Raw genomic sequence first — 21080 nt, forward strand, 5'->3', positions numbered from 1 at the left:
AGTTCAAGCCTTTTGAAGGATTATCCCTTACATTTGTCACAATAATACAAAATACATCTATTATGAAATACAAACAAATTCTTTCTTTTTTCGCAGGCGCTTGCCTGATGTTTTCTTCTTTACAAGCACAAGAGTATAATCTCACTAAATTTCCAAAAGGTTCTACTCCTCTTGAAGTAGGTAATCGGATCGCTAATAAGTTTATTGTCACTCCGCATACCCGTTTCGGAAATCCGAGGGCGGAGAAAGCTCCTAATTATATCACGTATCCCGACGCTTGTGCGTGGTTGGGTGCTCTTTGGTTTGGTAAAGTTACCAAAAACGAACCTTTACTTGATAAACTTAAAGATCGTTTTGAACCTCTTTTCTCCACAGAGCAGAAGATGCTTCCCCGTATGAATCATGTAGATCATAATGTGGTAGGAGCAGTTCCACTTGAACTTTATATACAGAAAAAAGGTGATCAGCGCTATTATGATCTTGGTATGCGATATGCCGATACACAGTGGGAAGCTCCTGTTGATGCTACTCCCGAACAGAAGGCGTATGCCGATAAGGGTTATTCCTGGCAGACACGCATCTGGATTGATGATATGTTTATGATTACTACTATTCAGTCGCAGGCCTATCGTGCCACTGGTGACCGGAAGTATATTGACCGTGCTGCCCGTGAGATGGCGATGTACCTCAAAGAGATTCAGCGTCCCAACGGACTGTTTTATCACTCTCCCGAAGCTCCCTTTTTCTGGGCACGTGGCAATGGTTGGATGGCTGCCGGTATGGCCCAGTTACTATCTATTCTTCCGAAAGATAATTCGGACCGTACTACTATAATGGAGGCTTATAAGAAGATGATGAACACACTCAAACAAAACCAGGACCCGGATGGTATGTGGCATCAGCTTATTGACGAACCGGCTTCCTATAAAGAGACCTCCGGTACGGCAATGTTTACCTATGCCATGATTGTAGGAGTGAAACATGGTTGGCTTGATAAAAAAGAGTATGGTACTGCTGCCCGTAAAGGCTGGCTTGCATTGGTGACCTATATCAATGAAAATGACGAAATAACCAATGTTTGTGAGGGGACGAATATAAAGAATGATAAGAATCATTACATGAACCGTAAACAAATTACGGGTGATTTGCATGCACATGCTCCTTTGTTGTGGTGTGCAGTTGCTTTGCTTGGGAAATGATTTTTTAAAGATTGTACAGCCTTTCTTTTGTAAAAGAGAGAGGCTTTGCTTTTTTCTGTGTTATCTATTGCGTCATAAGCAACATATTATATCTTTGCGTAGAAAATGATATTATGAATTACACATTACTATTCTAATGAAGAAACGATTATTGTTGTTTTTAGTTTGTTTTCTCACTTTGCCGGTGCTGTTTGCCAAAGAGGCTGAGAATTTCTATTTTTCTAATTTGAATCTGAAGGATGGTCTTTCCCAAATTTCTGTTCTGAAGATCATGCAAGATTCTAAAGGGTTCATATGGTGTGCTACCCGTAATGGACTGAATCGATATGATGGTAACCGTTTTGTGGCGTACAAGCATAGTAATACCGATTCGCTTAGTTTGAGCGATAATCATATCACTACTTTGGCCGAAGATAAATTCGGTAATCTATGGATCGGAACAAGTAAAGGCCTTAACCGCCTTGACTTGAAAACCAATAAAATAAAATCTTTCAATACCAAAGCTTATCCGTTACTTTACAACAGCTCTATTCGTGCTTTGCTGGTCGACTCCCGTAATCGTTTGTGGGTAGGTACGGCCGAAGGGATGTTTCTGTATATTAATGATATGGATATGTTTCAGGTGATTGAACTGAACGGACAGCTTAAGAAAGAACTGATAGCCGATATTTATGAAACTACTAAGGGACAAATGCTGATCGGTACCAAGAACAAAGGGCTTTATGTCTGTGATATGAATATGAAACCATTAAAGCATTTTACGGCCAATAGTAAAGATAAGTTGGGTATTTTGCCCAGTAATAACGTTGCTACTATTTTTGAAGATTCTAAAGGACAGATTTGGGGCGGAGCTACTTACAACGGACTATTCAAGCTTGATATAGACCGTGAAACGATTATTACTTATACCAAAGATAACAGTGCACTTTCCAACAATAGTATCCGTTGTATTGCCGAAGTGGAGGGTACACTACTTGTAGGTACGTTCGACGGACTTTATACAATTGACCTGCACAACAATTCCAAACTGTTACACTCCAACGCCTCTTTGGAACAAGGCAATCTCAGCCATTTCTCTATTTATTCGCTTTTTGTGGACAGAAGTAATATTGTATGGGTAGGTACTTATGCCGGAGGTATCAATTATAGTAGTAAGTACAACAATCGCTTTGTTTTTCATGATCCTACAACTGTCTTTGATGCTATGTTCGGCATTTATGGTACAATGGTTTGTATGCCTACGGGCTGTCTGTATATGGCGACAGAAGGGCGGGGGATACTCGATTATAATCTGCCTACTCGCAGGTATCAGTATTATCCTATCAAAGATTCCGTTCAGTTGCAACATAGCCAGAATATTGTAAAAGGGCTGATGTTGGAAGGTGATATTCTGTGGTGCGGAACCAATCGGGGTGGTATTTATCAGTTTAATATCCGAACAAAGAAATACTCGCTTTATTATCAGTTTAAGGAAGCCATGTCTATTTATTCCATACTGAGGGCATCGAATGGTGATCTCTGGTTGGGAGCTGCCAGTCCGGATGTGGGATTGATTAAACTTGGAAAAGACAAGAGTGTACAGAATAGTTTTAAGTTGGCCAATGATACTCTTCCTCCGCAAAGAGTGAGGAGTGTGCGTTGCATGATGGAGCTGAGACCCGGAGTATTGCTTGTAGGAACTCGTAATGACGGATTGGTGAAATACGATGAGTGGAGACATGAGATGACTTATTACAGTATGGATGAGGAGCCTGAAAACCGGCGTTTGCAGAATAACTACATCACTAGTATTGTCCGTGATGCTTCCGGAAATATATGGATTGGCATGTTTGGAGGAGGGCTTGCTCTTTATGATGAAGAAAAGGGGATCATCAGTACTGTTACGCAGGAATCAGGATTGGCAGAGAATGATGTTTGTGCTATTGTTCCGGATGAAAAGCACAATCTCTGGATCAGTACCAGCAACGGTATTTCACGCTATAATATCAAGACGAAAGAGTGCGCTAACTATAATATCTTCAATGGAGTTGCCATACAGGAGTTTACCCCTCATAGTGGTGCCATGCTTCCCAACGGAGATATTTGTTTTAGCGGAAACAATGGTTTTGTAACCTTTACCCCCGATGAATTGCAGCAGAACTCTTACATTCCGCCACTTGTTCTTACCGGATTGGTGGTTAATAATGAAGAGGTGGAACCTGGAGCAAGTACTATACTTACCTCTATTCTTGATGATACCGAAGAAATCAGGTTGAAATACAATCAGAATAATATATCCATTAGTTACTGTGCACTCAATTACATTTTTCCGGAACAGAATCAATATGCTATTTTTCTTGAAGGTCATGATAAGGAATGGAATTATATCGGCAATCGTAAAGAAGCCTATTATACCAATCTGAGTCCGGGAACCTATACCTTTGAAGTGAAAGGAGCCAATAATGACGGGATATGGAATGAGCAGGTAAAGAAACTTCGTATCATCATCACTCCTCCCTTGTGGAAGACCTGGTATGCGTATCTGTTCTATGTCGTTGTCTTTTTGTCTATGCTTACAATTATCATGTATTACATCCTCAATAAGCAGAAACTGGAACGTGAATTGGTGTTCAAGCAGAAAGAGAAGTTTCAACTTGAAGAGTTTCATCAGACCAAGCTACGCCTGTTTACCAACTTCTCTCACGAGTTACGAACTCCGTTGACGCTGGTTATCGCACCTTTGCAGGAACTCATGCAGATGGCAGATTTCAGTGCAGGCGTGAAGAATAAACTCAGTCTGATATTTAGTAATGCACAACGGCTGTTACTGTTAGTCAATCAGCTTATGGATCTTCGGAAGAATCAGGATGGAAAGATGCAGCTTCGGCTCACAAAGAGCAATATCCGCTCTTTTATGCTGGAGATTTGCTGTGCTTTCAATCAGATAGCTATGAATAAGAATATCAACTTTGTGTTCGACAGGAACGAAGAGCGCCTGAGTGTATGGTTCGATAAATCTCTGTTTGAGAAGGTTGTTTTCAATCTGCTTTCCAATGCCTTTAAGTTTACGAATAGCGGAGGAGAGGTTTCACTCGATCTGAGAGCAATCTCCTATAGCGAACTGCCATCCCGGCAGCAAGAAAAGTTGGGAGAGCTTCCTGCCGATACGAACATGATACGCCTGTTGGTGACAGATACAGGTAAAGGAATTCCTACGGATGAGATAAAGAACATATTCACTCCTTTCTATCAGGTAGGGGTGAGTCAGGAAAATAATGTGGGTACAGGCATTGGGCTTAGTCTGACCCAATCTATTGTCAACCTGCATCATGGTATCATTGAAGTAGCCTCCAATGAACCCCACGGAACTATATTCGAAGTGATCATTCCGGTCAGTAAAGGGGTGTACGATGAGTCTTGCTTTGCGGCGGAGGAAGAAGAGCGTATTGTGGAAGATGTAATTCCGCCTACAGCGAAACTTCCTCTTATGAATGCCGAAAAGAAATGGACTGTTCTGCTGGCGGAAGACAACAATGAAGTACGTAATTATGTAAAGGAGTGTCTCGAACCTTATTATTATGTGCTCGAGGCAGACAATGGCGAAGATGCCTTTAATATCTGCGTAGAGAAATATCCCGATCTTATTCTCAGTGATATTATGATGCCTCGTATGGACGGTCTTGAACTTTGTACGCTGGTGAAGAAAGACCTGCGTGTAGGCCATATACCGGTTGTGCTGATGACTGCCAAATCGATGGTTGTACATATAAAAGAAGGTTTCTCCGTAGGTGCTGATGATTATATTGTCAAACCATTTAACATGGATGTTTTGCTCTGCCGCATCAATAACTTGCTTGAAGCACGTGAGAAACTAAAGAAACTCTATGGTAAAAAATTCTCTCCCGAAGCATTGGGTATCGAGATCGTTTCTACCGATGATCGTTTCACACAAAAGTTCTTTGAGATTATAGAGAAAAACATTGCCAATCCTAATCTGAATATAGACCTGCTGAGCAAAGAGATTGGGTTAAGCCGTGCCAATCTGTATAGAAAACTAAAGGCCATAACAGAGCTGTCTCCAACCGAATTGATCCGAAACAAACGGTTGGAAGTTGCCGCTAAACTATTGGTAGAGTCAGACTATACCGTGTCGGAGATTTCCGTACTTACCGGTTTTAATAGTCATGCTTATTTTTCAAACAGCTTTAAGCTTGTGTATGGGTATTCACCTTCGGAATTTGTGATGAAACATCGTGAAGGTGGTAAGATACCACTAAACGATGATCTGAGTGCAGAATAAACTTGTTATTACAGGAATGTTGATTGATTATTTTAAAAAACTGATACAATATTTATAATGCAGTTGTGTAAATTCTCATAGCTTTGTCAAAAATACACAAGCTATGAGAAACACACTTGTTTTAATTCCCTTTTGGGTCATACTATTTATTGCTTTGCTGGCCTGCCATTCTCATTTGCCACCACCTTCTTCTTTGTTAGAGCAGGCATTAGAGAAAAGTGGTGATAACCGTTCTGAATTGGAAAAGGTGTTGATGCATTATTCACAGAAAGATGCCGATAGCTTAAAATTACGGGCCGCTGTCTTCCTTATTGAAAACATGCCCGGGCATTATTCTTATTATGGTACATCGTTAGATGAATATCGGGATAGTGTAAACCGTTCGGCTGCCATGTGTAGGCTTCCCTGGCATATCCGGCAGATTTTTCATCTCTATCCTTATCAGTCCATTCATAAAGTGAGTGGTGCACGCCGTATAGAAGACGTGGAGTGTATCACCGCCTCTTATCTTATACACAACATCGATTGTGCTTTTGAAGCCTGGCAATATCCCTGGGCACATCATCTTGATTTTGATGATTTTTGTGAATATCTGCTTCCTTATCGTGTAGGCAACGAACCCATTACTAATTGGCGTGATTCTCTGAAAGGTATGTATGGCGATATGCCCGGACGTTTTGCAGGGATAGACGAGATTAATGAGTCTCCCTATCAGGCATGTCTGTATGTCAATAGTAAAATGATAGAAGAGATGGGGTTTGCCCGGAAAGATTCCGTTCGTTTTTCTCATCCATTGATCGGAGAGAAAGATATTTTCTCTTTAGGCTGTCCGGAATTTGTTCCTGTTACTGTATTAGTGATGCGTTCTTTAGGTATTCCCGTTTCAATGGAGTCTATTGAACAGTGGTCCTCCCGTGGGGGAAAGCACTGTTGGAATGCTGTGTACCATTTCACAGGTTTACATTATCCTTTCACCGGATTTGAATCACGTCCTCGTGGTCTGAATCAGGATTATAAGATGAATAAAGTGTATCGTCATACTTATCAACGTAATGCACGGGCGTTGATAGATCATACCGGTGACGAATCTATCCCCATCTTTTTTGAAAACCGCTTTTTACAGGATGTCACTTCCGAGTATATGACTTGCCATGATATAACAGTCTCTCTGGATTATGAACCGGATGATAATCAGGAATATGCCTATCTTTGTGTATTCAACAACTCACATTGGATACCGGTACATTACGGTAAGCGGGATGGACTTAAAGTAACATTTACAGATGTTGGTCCCGAAACCATGTTTATAGCAGGGTATTTTCAAGATGACGAATTACAACCTGCTTCTCTTCCTTTTCATGTTCGTTTAGATGGTACTGTTCACTTTATTTCTCCTTCCAAGATAGAACGAACATCATTAACTCTACATCGGAAATACCTTCTTTTTCACCGTTTTGCCAATTACAGCCGTCATATCATAGGGGCTACCATAGAATCATCAGATTATAAGGATTTTCGGAAAGTAGATACATTATGTACCATTACCCACGATGCCAATACACAGTATGATTCTGTATATGCTTCGGGTGTTTCCATACCTCGCCGTTATCTACGTATCAAGCACAATGGAAATGCTAAAATGGAACTGTCAGAATTAGAGGTATATGGAGCAGATACAACCACCTGTCTATATGGAAAACTCTTTTTTCCTCCTGCGGATGCTCATTTGTTGCCTCAGGCGTATGATCTTTATAATAAGTCAATTAATGACTATATCGCTATTTCAGACTGGATCGGCATTGATTTGGGGAAGAATACTCATGTGACCAAGGTAAAATATCTCCCCCGTACAGATAGTAATCACGTGATGGCAGGTGATATCTACGAGCTGTTTTATTACAATGATCATGTGTTTCAATCATTAGGCGAACAGAAAGCAATGTATCCCTTCCTGAATTTTCATAACATCCCTTCTAATGGATTATACCTTTTGATTGATAAAAGTCGTGGTAAGGAACATCGGATATTTACGATGGAGAAAGGCAAAGTGCGTTTCTGGTAAGAGTAAAATAAAAAAAAACATCTGCAGATGTATATTAATGATAGTATTAACTGAAAAAGAAAGAATTATGAAGATAAAAATCTTAATCGCATTGTCTTTGATAGCACTCATTGTGGGCTATTCTTGTCAGGAAGATTTAGGGTTGGCTCCTATAGAGCAGGATGTCGGAACAGTGGGGTTGTCTGTTGGTAAACTAAATGCCGAATCTGCCAGGTTTCTTTTTGACAAAATGAACGGTATTGTCGAACTACCTTCTTGGCAACGAGAAGAAGATTGTAATGACCCAAACTGCCAGACGAAACATACAAATGGTTTGTCTGGTAAGGATTCTGTTTTATGTGAACATGATAGTTGTACTCACCACGGACATGAATATACACATAACTACAACATAGACAAGCAAATGCTACATAAAGCTCGTTCAACTCTGCCAGAACTGAAAAAAAGTAATATTCGCATGGAGTGGGATAATGTCCGAGAGTGGTCGGATACAACGTTTAACTATGTTGAAGTCCCATTGAATACGGGCGGTAAACTGTATGCATTAAAGAAGTGGCAAAAAAAAGATGAAAAGATGCAGAACGAACGTAGTAAAGTGGAATGTATGCTGGTTTTTCAACAGAAGCGAGATTCCTCTCGTGTTGAATGTTATATGATTACTTTAATAGGTACCAAGGAATATTTGAAGAAAGGCAAGAATGAAGTAAAAGAATTGCGGCATAGGCCTTATAATAGTAAGTTTACAGGTTTTGTTTATAAGTCCACTTTCAATGGCCATATTCGTCAAGGTTGGTATTATACAGACGGAAAAATTACACATAAAGTTTTTAGCAGACAAGCTTTGAAGAATAGAGTAATACCGGAAAATGCAATTTATTATAAAATGGATATGATAGATTTGTCAGTCAATGCTTCCACTTATTCTGCAGACTGGGAATATTATCAATGTCCGTTTTGTAATGAGTGGCACAATATAGATGATTACTATGATTGTGATGTAGTGATTGAGTATTGCTCCAATTGTAATCAGCCTGTAGATGATTGTGATTGTTGTTATTATTGTGGGCAAAGCCCGTGTCAATGTTGTTATAGATGTTGGGAGTATCCGTGTATATGTTATAAGTTATGTTCAAACTGTGGATTATATCCATGCGAGTGTTGCAGTATTTGTCATAGTTATCCTTGTACTTGTGAAGATTCGGAAACAAATTGTTCGGGTCCTAAATGTCCTGTATGTGCAGGGCTTATAAATGATAATAATTCATCAACAAGAGCAGCGAGTCCTTGTCTTGTTTGTTCAAGCAAAGAATGTCCGATTTGCCAGAAAAGACATTGTAAGGAGATTCATACATTATGTGATTTAATTTCTAATGCTCAAGCATTGAAAAATACAGCTTCTGCAATTTATAATGCTATGCGATCTGTTGTGGCATATGATCCTGGATATCACTCATACTCCGAGTTTGAGAATGTTTTGAGTACGAATGGAATGTATGAAAATGCAATAAGTTTATCATATTATCCGGATGAAGACGTATATAGATTAGCTGATTTAGCCATAGGAACAAGTACCACCAGTGTAAAGGCTCTGACTGGATTCACTACTGTATCAACAATTCATAACCACCCTAATAAAACTCCACCATCGGGAACTGATCTATTGTATCTGGCTGAGTGGTATTCGGATTATTCTATATGTGAATCATCCTATATCTACACAGAAGATGAAATCTATATGCTTTATGTTGAGGATGGAGACAAGGTTAAATCTTTCTATGCCAAACATGCCGGTAGTGCATCAGAGTCAGAATCTTCTGCTATTAATATGTTTAAATCGGGAACTGAATTATCTAGAATTTGGAATAAAGCATATGCCATTGATTTTAGCGACTTTAGTAATGCCAATGAAAGGCACATGATGGCACTTGCGGAATTACTGCGTCAAACAGATGCCGGCATTCGAATACTTAAAAAAGAGAAGACATCAATAAATTTTGATGTGTATTCTACTATTGTTAGAAATGAAAAAATTGTTCCAATAAACTGTAAGTAATATTATGAAAAAAATATTTTTAATCCTGTTTTTTACTACGATAGTAGTAGAATCTTTTTCTCAATCTGGTTATGTTTCTTTGAAAGAGTGTAATAATGACACTTTGAAGTACATGGAGGTGAATTTTATCACCCATAAAGATCGGTATATCAATCAGCCTTTCTCCAAATTTACTAATGAATTTGAGCTTGACATTTATTTGCAAAGACCCTTTAATGGTCGTACTCCTGATAAATCTAAATTTTGGGGAGCAAGTATGACTTATGTTGTAGAATACTATTATTATTGGAGAGATAAGCGTCCTCTTTATTTTATTTATGTAGAATTTGAAAGACCTTATTTGAAAGGTCCGGAGGATACTCGATTTATGATAAAAAAAGGGATGCCTAATCTTTATCGTTCCCTATTTAAAGATCAAGTGATAAAAGATTTGGAAATTCGTTTGGTAGAAAACGATCCTCGTAGTTGGAAAGAAGTAGATCGTTATTAGGTCTGTTTTTTTTATCTGAAGCGCATTTAAAAGCGCTTCAGATATTCTTTCATTATCTTGTTATAAACGAAAGGTTTTGATGTATCAACCAATTATATATAAGGAGGTATTATCTTGTTTTGATGGCTAATTTAGATTTGTTAAAATGAAAAAGATATTTATATTAACTGTTGCTATTGTGTTAAGCCTATTTATGCTTATTTCCCGGAATGAGCATATAGGAATTAATCTTTCCCTGAATTCTGATGTATGTACTTTTCCTATGGAAACCAAACAAACCTGTTATTTAAACCTTGGTTTTTCTTCGGATATGAATTGTTTGAATGGATTGGCTGTCAATGTGTTGGGTAGTATGGTGTATGAGGCAAAAGGAGTAGCTGTTTCCGGGTTATACATTTTAAATCATACCGCGCATGATTATGATGGTTTGTTTCTTTCCGGAGGAATAAATTTCACGGCAGGTGTATTGCATGGGATACAGATAGCTGGGATCATGAATAGTCTTGGAGAAGTTTATGGAACACAAGTATCGGGAATGTTCAATTTGGCTGAAACATTGCGTGGAATACAGTTTTCCGGTTTGATTAATTCTGCAGGTGACGGAGCTGGTGGAATGATAGCACCGGTCAATGTTACTTCGGGAGAGTTTAAAGGAATACAGATCGGCTTATTTAACTACTCAGAAACGTATACATTTCAGATTGGTTTGATTAACATTAATCGGTTCACTTTAGATTGTTGGGAATGGTTGTCGAATTTACTCACTTCAATTACTTTTTCGTAAGTTATAAAAACTATTTCTATTACTTTATTATTAAACGATGCATATGAGAAAAGTTTTGATATTACTCTTATTATTGAGTGCTGCGGTAGGATTGTTCTCTCAGAATAGATGTTTCGGTGTTAATTTGTCTTTAGGTTCTAAGGTTTGTACGCAGCCAATGAGATCCTTGGATTTGGAGAATATACGACGCGATTCCATTAAGTCTATAAAAGGGCAAACTACTTATTTGAATATTGGCGTGAATTCTAAAGCTGATAAACTATATGGATTAGCTTTTAATTTATTAACTCTACGTGCTGATTGTATCAAAGGAATTGCTATTGCTGGTTTTGGGAACATTAACCATTATTCAGGTGAATATAATGGCATTTGTTTAGGGGGAATTATGAACATGTCTCCTGATGGTACTAAAGGGCTACAAGTGGCTGGATTAATCAATAGCTCTGATAATATATTCGGGATACAAGTTAGTGGATTAATCGGTATAACCGATGTTTTGCGAGGAGTACAGATTGCCCCACTTAATTTTTGTGGCGACTGTAAAGGTGTACAAATAGGAATTGTAAACTATTGTTTATCGGAAGAAAAGTCCAATATTTTCCAGTTGGGTCTAATTAACCTCAATCGCTCCACAAAGATACAAGCGATAATCTTTGGTGGGAATAGTTCACTAATGAATGTGGGCATTCGTTTCCGTGGGAAGTTATTTTATAATATGGTTGGCGTAGGTGCTTATTCTTTCCACTTGAATAATAAGTTCTCATGGAATTTATCCTATCGTAGCGGTCTTTGGCTACCAATTTCCAAATTCTTAGACATAAGTGGTGATATAGGGTATCAACATTTGATGACCGGGAAGAATCGTAATGAATCCCTTCCGGGAAGCTTATATGCTTTGCAGGCACGTTTAAATTTGGAGTGTAAAATTAGGAGCAAACTGTCTTTGTTCTTATCCGGTGGGTATGAGGTAATCCGTCATTATGGTAGAAACAAAACCCATTCCCATCAACCGATTATAGAAGGAGGCATTATCTTGTTTTGATGGTTAATTTAAAATTGTTTCGATGATGAATCATTATTTACGAGAAATTATCAATTGTATGAATTACAATATCGTTTTATCACAAGTGTTTTTCTTCTTGTTGTTAGGATTTCATGCTCATGTAAGAGAAGTTTCAAAAGTTTCTCACTTATATTTCTATCCTGGATTCTCTTTTATATTTATGGCAATAAACCTATCGTTTTTTGTATGCTTTAGAGACTCAACCTGGAAGCTATGGTATATTTGGCGTATTTTTTGGATTATTCTGTGGAACACATTAATGCTATGTCCTTCTGTTGAAGAATATGTAATATGCTATTTTGATAATTAATCGATTTATTTTTAACTACAGAAAATGGTTATCAAATTTGTAGATATAAAGTGGCTACTGGCAGGCATTATTTTTTTGCTTTTACCTTTTTTTACCTCTTTCAGACACCTGATAGAAGAAAATCATTATATAATGTTATTGGGAGGCTGCTTCATTCTATTGTGTGCAACTTTGAGTATAAACCGATCCGAGTGGATACCGTTGAGCATGACAGATATACTTGTTTTACTATTTGGAGGATGGATACTTATGACTACTTTTCTTTGGAATGAACGGAGAATCTCGGATGAAAATATTGTTTTGTGGATTGTTGCCGGTGTTTTTTATATCAGTGGACGTATTTACGGACCATCCTCGCAACGTATATGGATATATATAGTAATTGCTTTGGGTGGTTTTATACAATCTATATATGGTTGGTTGCAATATATAGAATGGCTGCCTTCCAATCATCTTTATTTTTCAGTAACAGGTAGTTTCTTTAATCCTGCACATTTAGGGGAATATACCGGGCTTGCAATATGGGCTTTTTTCTTTTTAATGAAGGCTGTTTATGGCCAAAAACGATGGTCATTATTTGGAGGTTTACTTTTAGCTGCATTACCTGTTACAATGTTATTTATAATTATACAATCTCGTGCATCTTGGGTGGCTTTATTTCTGTCTTTTATAGGTTTCTATTATTTCTGCAAAAGAAGGAAAATACGTTTTCAATTTTTTTTATACTCCTTGTTGGTCATTACGTTGTTAGCTGTTCCTCTTTATAATTTGAAGAAAGATTCGGCAGACGGTCGTCTTTTTATTTGGAGGGTTAGTAGTGAATTGATAAATGAAGCTCCATTAACAGGAAAAGGAGCCGATTCTTTTCCTGCCGGATATATGTTGGCGCAAGCTTCTTATTTTAAGGAAAACCCAAATTCAGAACATACGAATCGTGCTACATCCAACATTCATGCTTTTAATGAGCCTTTGCGTATCTGTTGTGAATATGGTATCATCGGACTGTTAATTTTTCTTGTACTTTTTGTTACTCTGTTTACTTCCCGGTCTGACTGTTATATTCGTGCTATGCTTTTGTATTTATGTGTTTTTTCCTGTTTTTCTTATGTAGGGGAAGTTCCTTCTTTACTGATAATGGTTGCATTTCTTTTGGGAGTTATATCCGGAAGTGGAAAGAAGAAAATAAAAGGTTGTGTATGTAGATACAGGAATTTTCTTCGAACCGGTATGATTTCCTTTGCATGTTTGATGGCTGTCTGGGCATGTTGGCGGTATCAGAGGGTTCTGTCCGGATATGTTTTTGCCAAACAATATAATAGAAGTTATATTTTAAATAATGCCCATTATTTATATAAAAATGGGCAATACACAGAGGCCTTACCTTTTTTACAACGGGGGGCTGAATTGCTACCAAGTCCCGATCTTTATATCGATTTAGGAAATTGCCTTATGTATCTGGAAAGATATACGGAAGCGGAAAAAGTGATATCAACGGCTATATACATGGTTCCGGGACATATACTTCCACATTATTATCTTTTTCGGTTTTATGTAGAAACCGGGAATGATGAAAAAGCAAAAGAGTTGGGTGAGAAGATTCTTATAGGTGAATATAAGTTGGAAGGGTCTGTTGCAATGGAAGTAAAACACTATGTGCGAAAATATCTGGGAAAGTAGAGAGTTTCAATGTGAATTTATAAATATCTAAAGAAATAATTGTATTTGTTTAAAGCTGGATTTTCTTACTTATAAAAGTACGTATTTAAATGTGTGTTAATTACCTATTTAAGACATACTTAAAATGCATAGTTTGTACTAATAAAGTACGTACTTTTATAATGTAAATATACAAAAGGTTAAAAGTGTGATTTTTATAGTCTTATCAGAGTTTGTTTTTGTAATATGTTTTTGTTGCACGGAAGTAGCAAGATACTTTCTGTACGTCTCTCCCGGAATTAATTAATTCGATATTGTTTGAGACCAGACGAGTATTGGGTTGAAGAAATAGTTGTCGATAAGTATTTGATAATCAGTGTTTATAAAAGTGTGCAATCTTATCATACAAGAATGTACATTTTGGTATAGCAAGAATGTACACTTTTGCGATACAAGAATGTACACTTTGTTTTGATAGAGAATCGATGCTGATATTTTACCTATAGTATTAAACGGATTTTTCTATTACAGAATGAATCAGAGAATTTTCTTCTGTGTATATCGTTTGTAAATTATTGTGCTTAAATATCCTGTAAATATCCAAACTTACTTCTTTTTGCTTTTTATTTTCCTTTGAGATAGAATTTATAATCATTGATACAAGTCTGAAAGTCCGATAAGGACAAAGCATCTATCTTAGCGCTAACTTTAAAAGAAACACGAATGAAAAGCTTTTTAATTACCATTTTAGTATCTCTTGCCTTTATACAGGCAACAGCACAAGTTCCCGGGAAAGTACCTTCTTCCTGGGCCAAAGAAATAGCTCATACAGTAATGACGCGTTATCCTTCGGCACTGACTATTCCTTTCAAACCGTGGTGCTACCCGCAAGGCTATTTCCTTATGGGACTGGATAAGTTGTGGCGCTCTACCGGAGACAGAAAGTATTATGATTACATGATGAACTGGGCCAATGAAGTAGTGCGTCCGGATGGAAGCCTCGTTTATTTCAAAGGACGAAGTATGGACGACATGATGGCTGGTTCTGTTATTGTCTGGGCTTATCAGCAAACAAAAGAAGAGAAGTTCAGAAAGGCTGCCGATATAATTCGGAAGAGTTATGACGACTATCCGCGAACGTCTGACGGAGTGTTTTGGCACGGACGGGGGACCGTTGGGCAGATATGGGTGGATGGTGTTTTTATGGGACAGATGTTCCTTACAAAATACGGACACTACATTGGCGATACGGATTATTGCTTCGATGAAGCTTCCCGTCAGTTAATAGGGATGTATACGCATCTGAAAAAAGGAGAGTCCGGTTTGCTTTATCATGGCTGGGATGAAGATAAAGATGCCCGGTGGGCGGATCCGGTGACGGGCATGGCACCGGAGGTATGGAGCGAAGGGCTTGGCTGGTATGCACTAATAATGGTAGAGACCTTGGAAATATTCCCAAAAACTCATTCACAATATAAGAAGTTGGTTTCTATCACACAAGAGTTAATGCAGGGGTTAAAGAACTGCCAGGATCCGGTCACCGGACTATGGTATCAGGTGGTAGATAAAGGTGATCAACCCGGTAATTGGCAGGAAACTTCCGGTAGTGGGATGTTTGTGTATGCTTTACAACGTGCTATAGAATTGGGTATTATTCCTGCCGGAGAATACAAGAATTGTGTGGGAAAAGGATATATGGGATTGCTCTCTAAAGCAAAAATAAGTTCTGTAGATGGATTGATTGATTTGCAGGATGCCAACAATGGATTGGGCATTCAAAAAGACTATCAGATTTATGTGACCCGTCCGAAGAAAATGAATGGGCAGGAAGTGATTTCCTCTTTCCTCTGGGCAACCTGGATTGTAGAGAACAGTAATCAATATCCATATCTGGAATATTGCAAAACATTCGCTTGTACGGATTATTCGCAAGGGAAGGTTTTTATCTTTGAGAATGGGAGAATTGTCTGGGAACATGATGCACCGCTTTCCAATGATTTGTGGATGCTGGAGAATGGAAATATACTTTTCACTACCGGACAGGGAGTGCTTGAAGTGAACCAAAATAAAGATACTGTCTTTCATTATACATCTAAAAGTCATATCTTTGCCTGCCAGAGATTGAAGAACGGAGATACATTTATAGGTGAATGTAATTCCGGTCGTTTGCTGGAGGTGAATCCGAAAGGAGAAGTTGTAAAGGAAGTATGTATTCTACCTCCGGGTGTAACGGATGGTAAGAAGTCGTTTATCCGTAATGCCCGCAGGTTGGACAACGGACATTACCTGGTGGCACATTATGGTGGTAAACGGGTAGTGGAGTATGATGAGAATGGCAAATCGTGCTGGGAAGTAGAAGTTTCCGGTGGAGCGCATTCTGTTATCCGGTTGGACAATGGCAATACACTTGTTGCGGTGGCAGATGCGGACAAGAATCCCCGCATTATGGAGTTTGATAAAGCAGGGATAGTGGTCTGGGAATTGTCGAACAGAGATCTGAAAGGAAGCCCGTTGAAATTTCTCAGTGGTATGCAATACTTGCCGGGGGTAGGGTTGCTGTTTACTAACTGGCAGGGACATGGAGTGAAGGATAAAGCCCCTCATATGTTTCTTGTGGATAGACAGAAAAATATTCTTTGTACATTTGGACTGCACGATTCTATACAAACGCTTTCTTCGGTGTATATTCCAGGTAAAGGGTGTTTTCATTGACAAATGGAATAATAGTTTAAGCTTATGGGATAATTCTAAAAGCTGAAGAGAAACTAAACTTTTATTTTTGCGCACTGCTAAGAGATCCTTTATTATACACCTTATAACAAATTGAGTAGTTTATGAAATGCTTTTATTATTTGCTTTTAACTTGTTTTCTGTTTTCATGTGCGGCGTCGGGACCCGATCCGGTAGTGAAAACATTAAGACAGGAGATATTGAAACGTGCAGAACAGAATCTGGCAGAGAAACCAGTAACAGTGACTTCCTTTATCGCTGAGCGTAGTATGGGTGGATCGCATGATTTCTTTTCAGAGGGAGATTATTGGTGGCCTGATTCATTGAATCCCGACGGACCGTATATTCGACGTGACGGAGAAACCAATCCGGACAACTTCGTAGCCCATCGGCATGCAATGGTTCGTTTTAGTGTGATTACCGGCAATTTAACTTCTGCCTATCTTATTACACAAGATAAGAAGTATGCCGATGCAGTCCTTCAGCATATACGTGCCTGGTTTGTGAACAAAGAGACGCGAATGAATCCGAATCTGTTGTATGCACAGGCTATTAAGGGGATTGCTACCGGACGTGGAATTGGGATTATTGATACGGTTCATCTGATCGAAGTGGCTCAATCACTTTTACGCCTTCAACAGGCTGGAGTACTTCCTGCTGAAGATGCAAAGGCTACTAAAGAATGGTTTGTATCTTATCTGAACTGGATGGTAACACATCCGTATGGCATGGATGAGATGAAGGCGAAGAACAATCATGGCACTTGCTGGGTAATGCAGGCAGCAATGTTTGCCAAATATACCGAAGATGAGAAGATGATGAAATTTTGTTCGGACCGATACAAGGAAGTATTGCTTCCCGGACAAATGGCGGAGGACGGTAGTTTCCCGTTAGAACAGGAGCGTACCAAGCCGTATGCCTATTCGCTTTTCAATCTTGATGCAATGACCATGATATGTCAGATCTTATCGACGAATGACGATAATCTTTGGCAATATACAACTGCGGACGGACGAAATATTATGTTAGGTATTTCTTATCTTTACCCTTTTGTAGCGGATAAGAGTAAATGGACATTGGCACCGGATGTGATGTGTTGGGAAGAGTGGCCTGTTGCACATCCGTTTCTGCTTTTTGGTTCTGCGCAGTTGAAAGATGAGGCAATGTTTGATACCTGGCTCAAACTGGAACACTTTCCGACAAATAATGAGGTGGTACGCAATTTACCTATACGTAATCCTATTATCTGGTTATAAAAATGTTATATATGAAAACACAAACTATTTTCGTTCTGCTATTTTTAGGAAATATATTGTTGCAGCCGATTATGGCGCAAACCAATCGCGTGACTACTACACGTACTACTGGTACGACTGTAGAGAATGGAGTAACAATGATGGTCACTCAGGAAACCACTACCCGTTACCGGCGAACAACTTCGCAAGGGGTACCTGATGCAAAGTTGGGCTATACTCCCGGTCAAACACCCATGGATCTGGCATTACCACTTGCCGAAACGGTGATGGCACGTTACCCTGACTATCGGTTGGCGTATTGGAAAGACTATACGTATGTACAGGGATATATGTTTGAGGCAATGGATCGGTTAGGACAATTAACCGGTAATCCGGATTATCTTGAATATATCCGGAAATATATAGATTATTTTGTAGATGATGATGGAAACTATAAGGGTGGGGGACTGACCAATCTTGATAACTTCATGACAGGCTCTGCTTTTTGTACACTATATGCCCGCACAGGTAATGAAAAATATAAGAAAGCTGCTTTACAGATATTAAAAGCTGTGGATGACTATCCCAGTTCTGACGGACAATTCTGGCATGGAAACCGGAGCCCGAATATGTGGATTGATGGTGTTTTTATGATGCAGATGTTCCTCATCCGTTGCGGACAATATGTGGGAGAGACTGATTATTGCTATAATACGGCTTGCCGTAATGTTATTACTGCTGCACGTCATCTTCAACGTCCGGACGGACTGGTGCTACATGCATGGACCACAGAACCGGAAAAAGCTACCTGGGCTGATAAACAGACAGGCTTGTCGCCTGAAGTTTGGAGCGAAGGTATGGGGTGGTACACATTGGTGGTTCCCGAATTACTTGCCGTGTTACCGGAAACTCATCCGGATTATAATAAAATACTCGATATATATATAAAGATGTGTCGAGGATTGAAGTCTGTACAGGATAAGTCTACCGGTGGTTGGTTTATGGTTGTAGATAAGGGTGACAATCCATTGAATTTTATTGATCCTTCGGGTACTGCAATGTTTGTTTACTCTCTTCGAAAGGGGATCAATCTGGGTTTACTGAAGCAAAAGGAATATATGCCTGTTGTCACTAAGGGATATGAGAGTCTGCGTCCTTTTATACAGGTTAACGAACAGGGATTGCTCGATGTGATAGGAGCCTGTGATGGAGTGGTTATCAAGAAGAATTTCATAGAATATGTAACTGTGCCCAAGATACTCAATGCAAAGGAAGCCGTAGCAGGAGTGCTATGGGCGGCTGTAATAATGGAATCGGAGAAATTAATGATAAATAATGATTAAAAAACAGATATTGACAATTTCTTTTCTGGCTACTACCTTTGTGGGAGTTGCCGGTGAAGTAGACCAAGTGGTAAATGATACCGTTCGTTTGAATGAAGTAGTAGTGACCGGGACCATGACAGAGGTGAATCGGAAGTTTTTGCCGATGACTGTTACTTCGCTGGATAAACAGGAGTTACAAGGACGCTATACCAACTCTGTTTTGACTGTGCTCTCAGAACAGGTTCCCGGAATGTTTGTTACCGGACGTGGTGTGATAGGGTATGGGGTTGCTAACGGTGCAGCTGGTGGAATGAGTATTCGTGGTATAGGTGGTAGCCCTAATACGCAGGTACTGGTTTTGATTGACGGACATCCCCAGTATATGGGTATGATGGGGCATCCGTTACCCGATGTCTATGAATCGGCTATGGCTGAAAAAATAGAGGTGGTACGCGGACCGGCTTCTGTACTTTATGGTTCCAATGCGATGGCAGGTGTTGTCAATATCGTTACCAAAAAACAGCAACAAGATGGGGTGCATACCTATGGTCGTGCAATGTATGGTTCATACAATACTTTTAGTGCTGAAGCTCACAACGCCTTTCGGCGAAAGGGTTTCAGTTCTTTTGTTTCATTGAATTATAATCGTACAGACGGACATCGTGAGAATTCTGAATTTGACCAGTATTGGGGATATGCGAAGTTGGGGTATGAATTTTCTTCTCATTGGAATGTGTTTGCAGACGTGAATGTCACTCACTATAATGCGGCCAATCCCGGGTTAGTATCGGCTCCTATGATTGATAATGATGCAGAAATCACCCGAGGCATGACTTCTTTTGCACTATCCAATTCGTATGCCCGTACATCCGGTGCTTTGAAGTTTTTCTATAACTGGGGAAATCATCAGATTAATGACGGATATACTGCAGGCAGTAATCCCCAGAAAGAACTGTATCATTCTACCGATAATATGTTGGGGCTTTCTCTTTATCAGTCCTATTCTTTCTTCACCGGCAATGATATAGCAGTAGGGATTGACTATGCCCGTTACGGTGGTCATGCCTGGAATACTCCTTTGGCAGAAGGTGGTAAAAACAGTGATATATTATCTTCTACTTATATAAATGATGTAGCCGGATATATTAATTTTCGTCAGATATTGGCAGAGAGATTGACACTGAACGCTGGTCTTCGGCTGGATTACAATGATAAGTCGGGAAAGGAATTGATTCCTCAAGTGGGTATAAGCTATATTGTTACTCCTGTCACAGTACTAAAGGCCATTGTAAGTAAAGGTTTCCGTAATCCTACGATTAGAGAAATGTATATGTTCAAACCTCAAAATCCAAATCTGAAACCGGAGAGTTTAATGAATTACGAAGTTTCTGTTGGTCAGAATTTTTGGGATAATGCTTTGCATTTTGACCTCAATCTATTTTATATAAATGGAAAAGATATTATCTTTACGGACACAAGCACCGGTTCACCTGTGAACCGTAATATAAATAAGGTGGAAAATTATGGTATCGAACTGGCTACAGCCTGTCAATTGAACAGTCATCTGGGGTTGAATATGAACTATAGTTATTTGCATATGAAGTATCCGGTTCCGGCTGCTCCGGAACATCAGTTATACTTGGGTGGACGCTATGCCCGGAGTAATTGGAGTGTAGCTACAGGATTACAATATATCAATGGTCTGTATACTGCTATGGGTAGTACAACCACTGAAAACTACTTGTTGTGGAACGTTCGTGTCGCCTATTCCCCCATTAAAATAGTGGAGATTTTTGTGAGAGGAGAAAATCTCCTGGGACAGAATTATGAGATTAATTCCGGCTTTCCTATGCCGGGAGCTACCGTATTCGGAGGAATCAGTATAAACATTTGA

Annotated in this window: 12 protein-coding genes; all 12 read left to right on the forward strand. The window is 39.1% G+C overall.

Annotated features, from left to right (window positions below; translation table 11 throughout):
- The first annotated feature begins 62 nt into the window (after window positions 1–62).
- Window positions 63–1199, forward strand: coding sequence for a glycoside hydrolase family 105 protein (locus tag ACESQI_RS03460; protein WP_195660355.1), 1137 nt, complete (start codon window positions 63–65; stop codon window positions 1197–1199).
- Window positions 1200–1335: 136 nt separating this feature from the next.
- On the forward strand, window positions 1336–5478 hold the full coding sequence (locus ACESQI_RS03465) for a two-component regulator propeller domain-containing protein (RefSeq protein ID WP_373125451.1): 4143 nt from the start codon (window positions 1336–1338) through the stop codon (window positions 5476–5478).
- A 103-nt stretch (window positions 5479–5581) separates the two neighbouring features.
- Entirely contained in the window at window positions 5582–7540 is a 1959-nt protein-coding gene (locus tag ACESQI_RS03470; protein ID WP_373125452.1) for a hypothetical protein, read from the forward strand.
- 67 nt (window positions 7541–7607) lie between these two features.
- Window positions 7608–9593 (forward strand): hypothetical protein, encoded by a 1986-nt coding sequence (locus ACESQI_RS03475; RefSeq protein WP_373125453.1) that lies wholly within the window; start codon window positions 7608–7610, stop codon window positions 9591–9593.
- Window positions 9594–9597: 4 nt separating this feature from the next.
- Window positions 9598–10083: a hypothetical protein gene (locus ACESQI_RS03480; RefSeq protein ID WP_263667022.1), complete on the forward strand. Its 486-nt coding sequence runs from the start codon at window positions 9598–9600 to the stop codon at window positions 10081–10083.
- A gap of 145 nt (window positions 10084–10228) precedes the next feature.
- On the forward strand, window positions 10229–10867 hold the full coding sequence (locus ACESQI_RS03485; protein WP_195660359.1) for an LA_2272 family surface repeat-containing protein: 639 nt from the start codon (window positions 10229–10231) through the stop codon (window positions 10865–10867).
- Between the two features lie 43 nt (window positions 10868–10910).
- A complete protein-coding gene (locus ACESQI_RS03490) occupies window positions 10911–11909 on the forward strand; it encodes an LA_2272 family surface repeat-containing protein (protein WP_229127613.1) in 999 nt (332 codons plus the stop codon).
- A gap of 538 nt (window positions 11910–12447) precedes the next feature.
- Window positions 12448–13917: an O-antigen ligase family protein gene (locus ACESQI_RS03495; protein ID WP_229127614.1), complete on the forward strand. Its 1470-nt coding sequence runs from the start codon at window positions 12448–12450 to the stop codon at window positions 13915–13917.
- A gap of 702 nt (window positions 13918–14619) precedes the next feature.
- Window positions 14620–16608 carry a glycoside hydrolase family 88 protein gene (locus ACESQI_RS03500; RefSeq protein WP_373125454.1) on the forward strand — a complete coding sequence of 663 codons (1989 nt, stop codon included), beginning with the start codon at window positions 14620–14622 and terminating at the stop codon, window positions 16606–16608.
- Between the two features lie 122 nt (window positions 16609–16730).
- The gene (locus tag ACESQI_RS03505; RefSeq protein WP_373125455.1) at window positions 16731–17882 is read left to right on the forward strand and encodes an alginate lyase family protein; all 1152 of its coding nucleotides are present in this window, start codon (window positions 16731–16733) and stop codon (window positions 17880–17882) included.
- Between the two features lie 11 nt (window positions 17883–17893).
- Entirely contained in the window at window positions 17894–19204 is a 1311-nt protein-coding gene (locus tag ACESQI_RS03510) for a glycoside hydrolase family 105 protein (protein ID WP_002560108.1), read from the forward strand.
- Window positions 19197–21080, forward strand: a complete 1884-nt coding sequence (locus ACESQI_RS03515; RefSeq protein ID WP_373125456.1) for a TonB-dependent receptor — start codon at window positions 19197–19199, stop codon at window positions 21078–21080. The genes ACESQI_RS03510 and ACESQI_RS03515 overlap by 8 nt, the downstream gene beginning before the upstream one ends.

The organism is Bacteroides sp. HPS0048, assembly GCF_964240755.1.
Lineage (GTDB): Bacteria > Bacteroidota > Bacteroidia > Bacteroidales > Bacteroidaceae > Bacteroides > Bacteroides nordii.

Coding starts and splice junctions, on each gene's coding strand:
- ACESQI_RS03500 (WP_373125454.1), top strand. CDS start 14,620: ATGAAAAGCTTTTTAATTACCATTTTAGTATCTCTTGCCTTTATACAG.
- ACESQI_RS03485 (WP_195660359.1), top strand. CDS start 10,229: ATGAAAAAGATATTTATATTAACTGTTGCTATTGTGTTAAGCCTATTT.
- ACESQI_RS03495 (WP_229127614.1), top strand. CDS start 12,448: ATGACAGATATACTTGTTTTACTATTTGGAGGATGGATACTTATGACT.
- ACESQI_RS03475 (WP_373125453.1), top strand. CDS start 7,608: ATGAAGATAAAAATCTTAATCGCATTGTCTTTGATAGCACTCATTGTG.
- ACESQI_RS03480 (WP_263667022.1), top strand. CDS start 9,598: ATGAAAAAAATATTTTTAATCCTGTTTTTTACTACGATAGTAGTAGAA.
- ACESQI_RS03460 (WP_195660355.1), top strand. CDS start 63: ATGAAATACAAACAAATTCTTTCTTTTTTCGCAGGCGCTTGCCTGATG.
- ACESQI_RS03505 (WP_373125455.1), top strand. CDS start 16,731: ATGAAATGCTTTTATTATTTGCTTTTAACTTGTTTTCTGTTTTCATGT.
- ACESQI_RS03470 (WP_373125452.1), top strand. CDS start 5,582: ATGAGAAACACACTTGTTTTAATTCCCTTTTGGGTCATACTATTTATT.
- ACESQI_RS03515 (WP_373125456.1), top strand. CDS start 19,197: ATGATTAAAAAACAGATATTGACAATTTCTTTTCTGGCTACTACCTTT.
- ACESQI_RS03510 (WP_002560108.1), top strand. CDS start 17,894: ATGAAAACACAAACTATTTTCGTTCTGCTATTTTTAGGAAATATATTG.
- ACESQI_RS03490 (WP_229127613.1), top strand. CDS start 10,911: ATGAGAAAAGTTTTGATATTACTCTTATTATTGAGTGCTGCGGTAGGA.
- ACESQI_RS03465 (WP_373125451.1), top strand. CDS start 1,336: ATGAAGAAACGATTATTGTTGTTTTTAGTTTGTTTTCTCACTTTGCCG.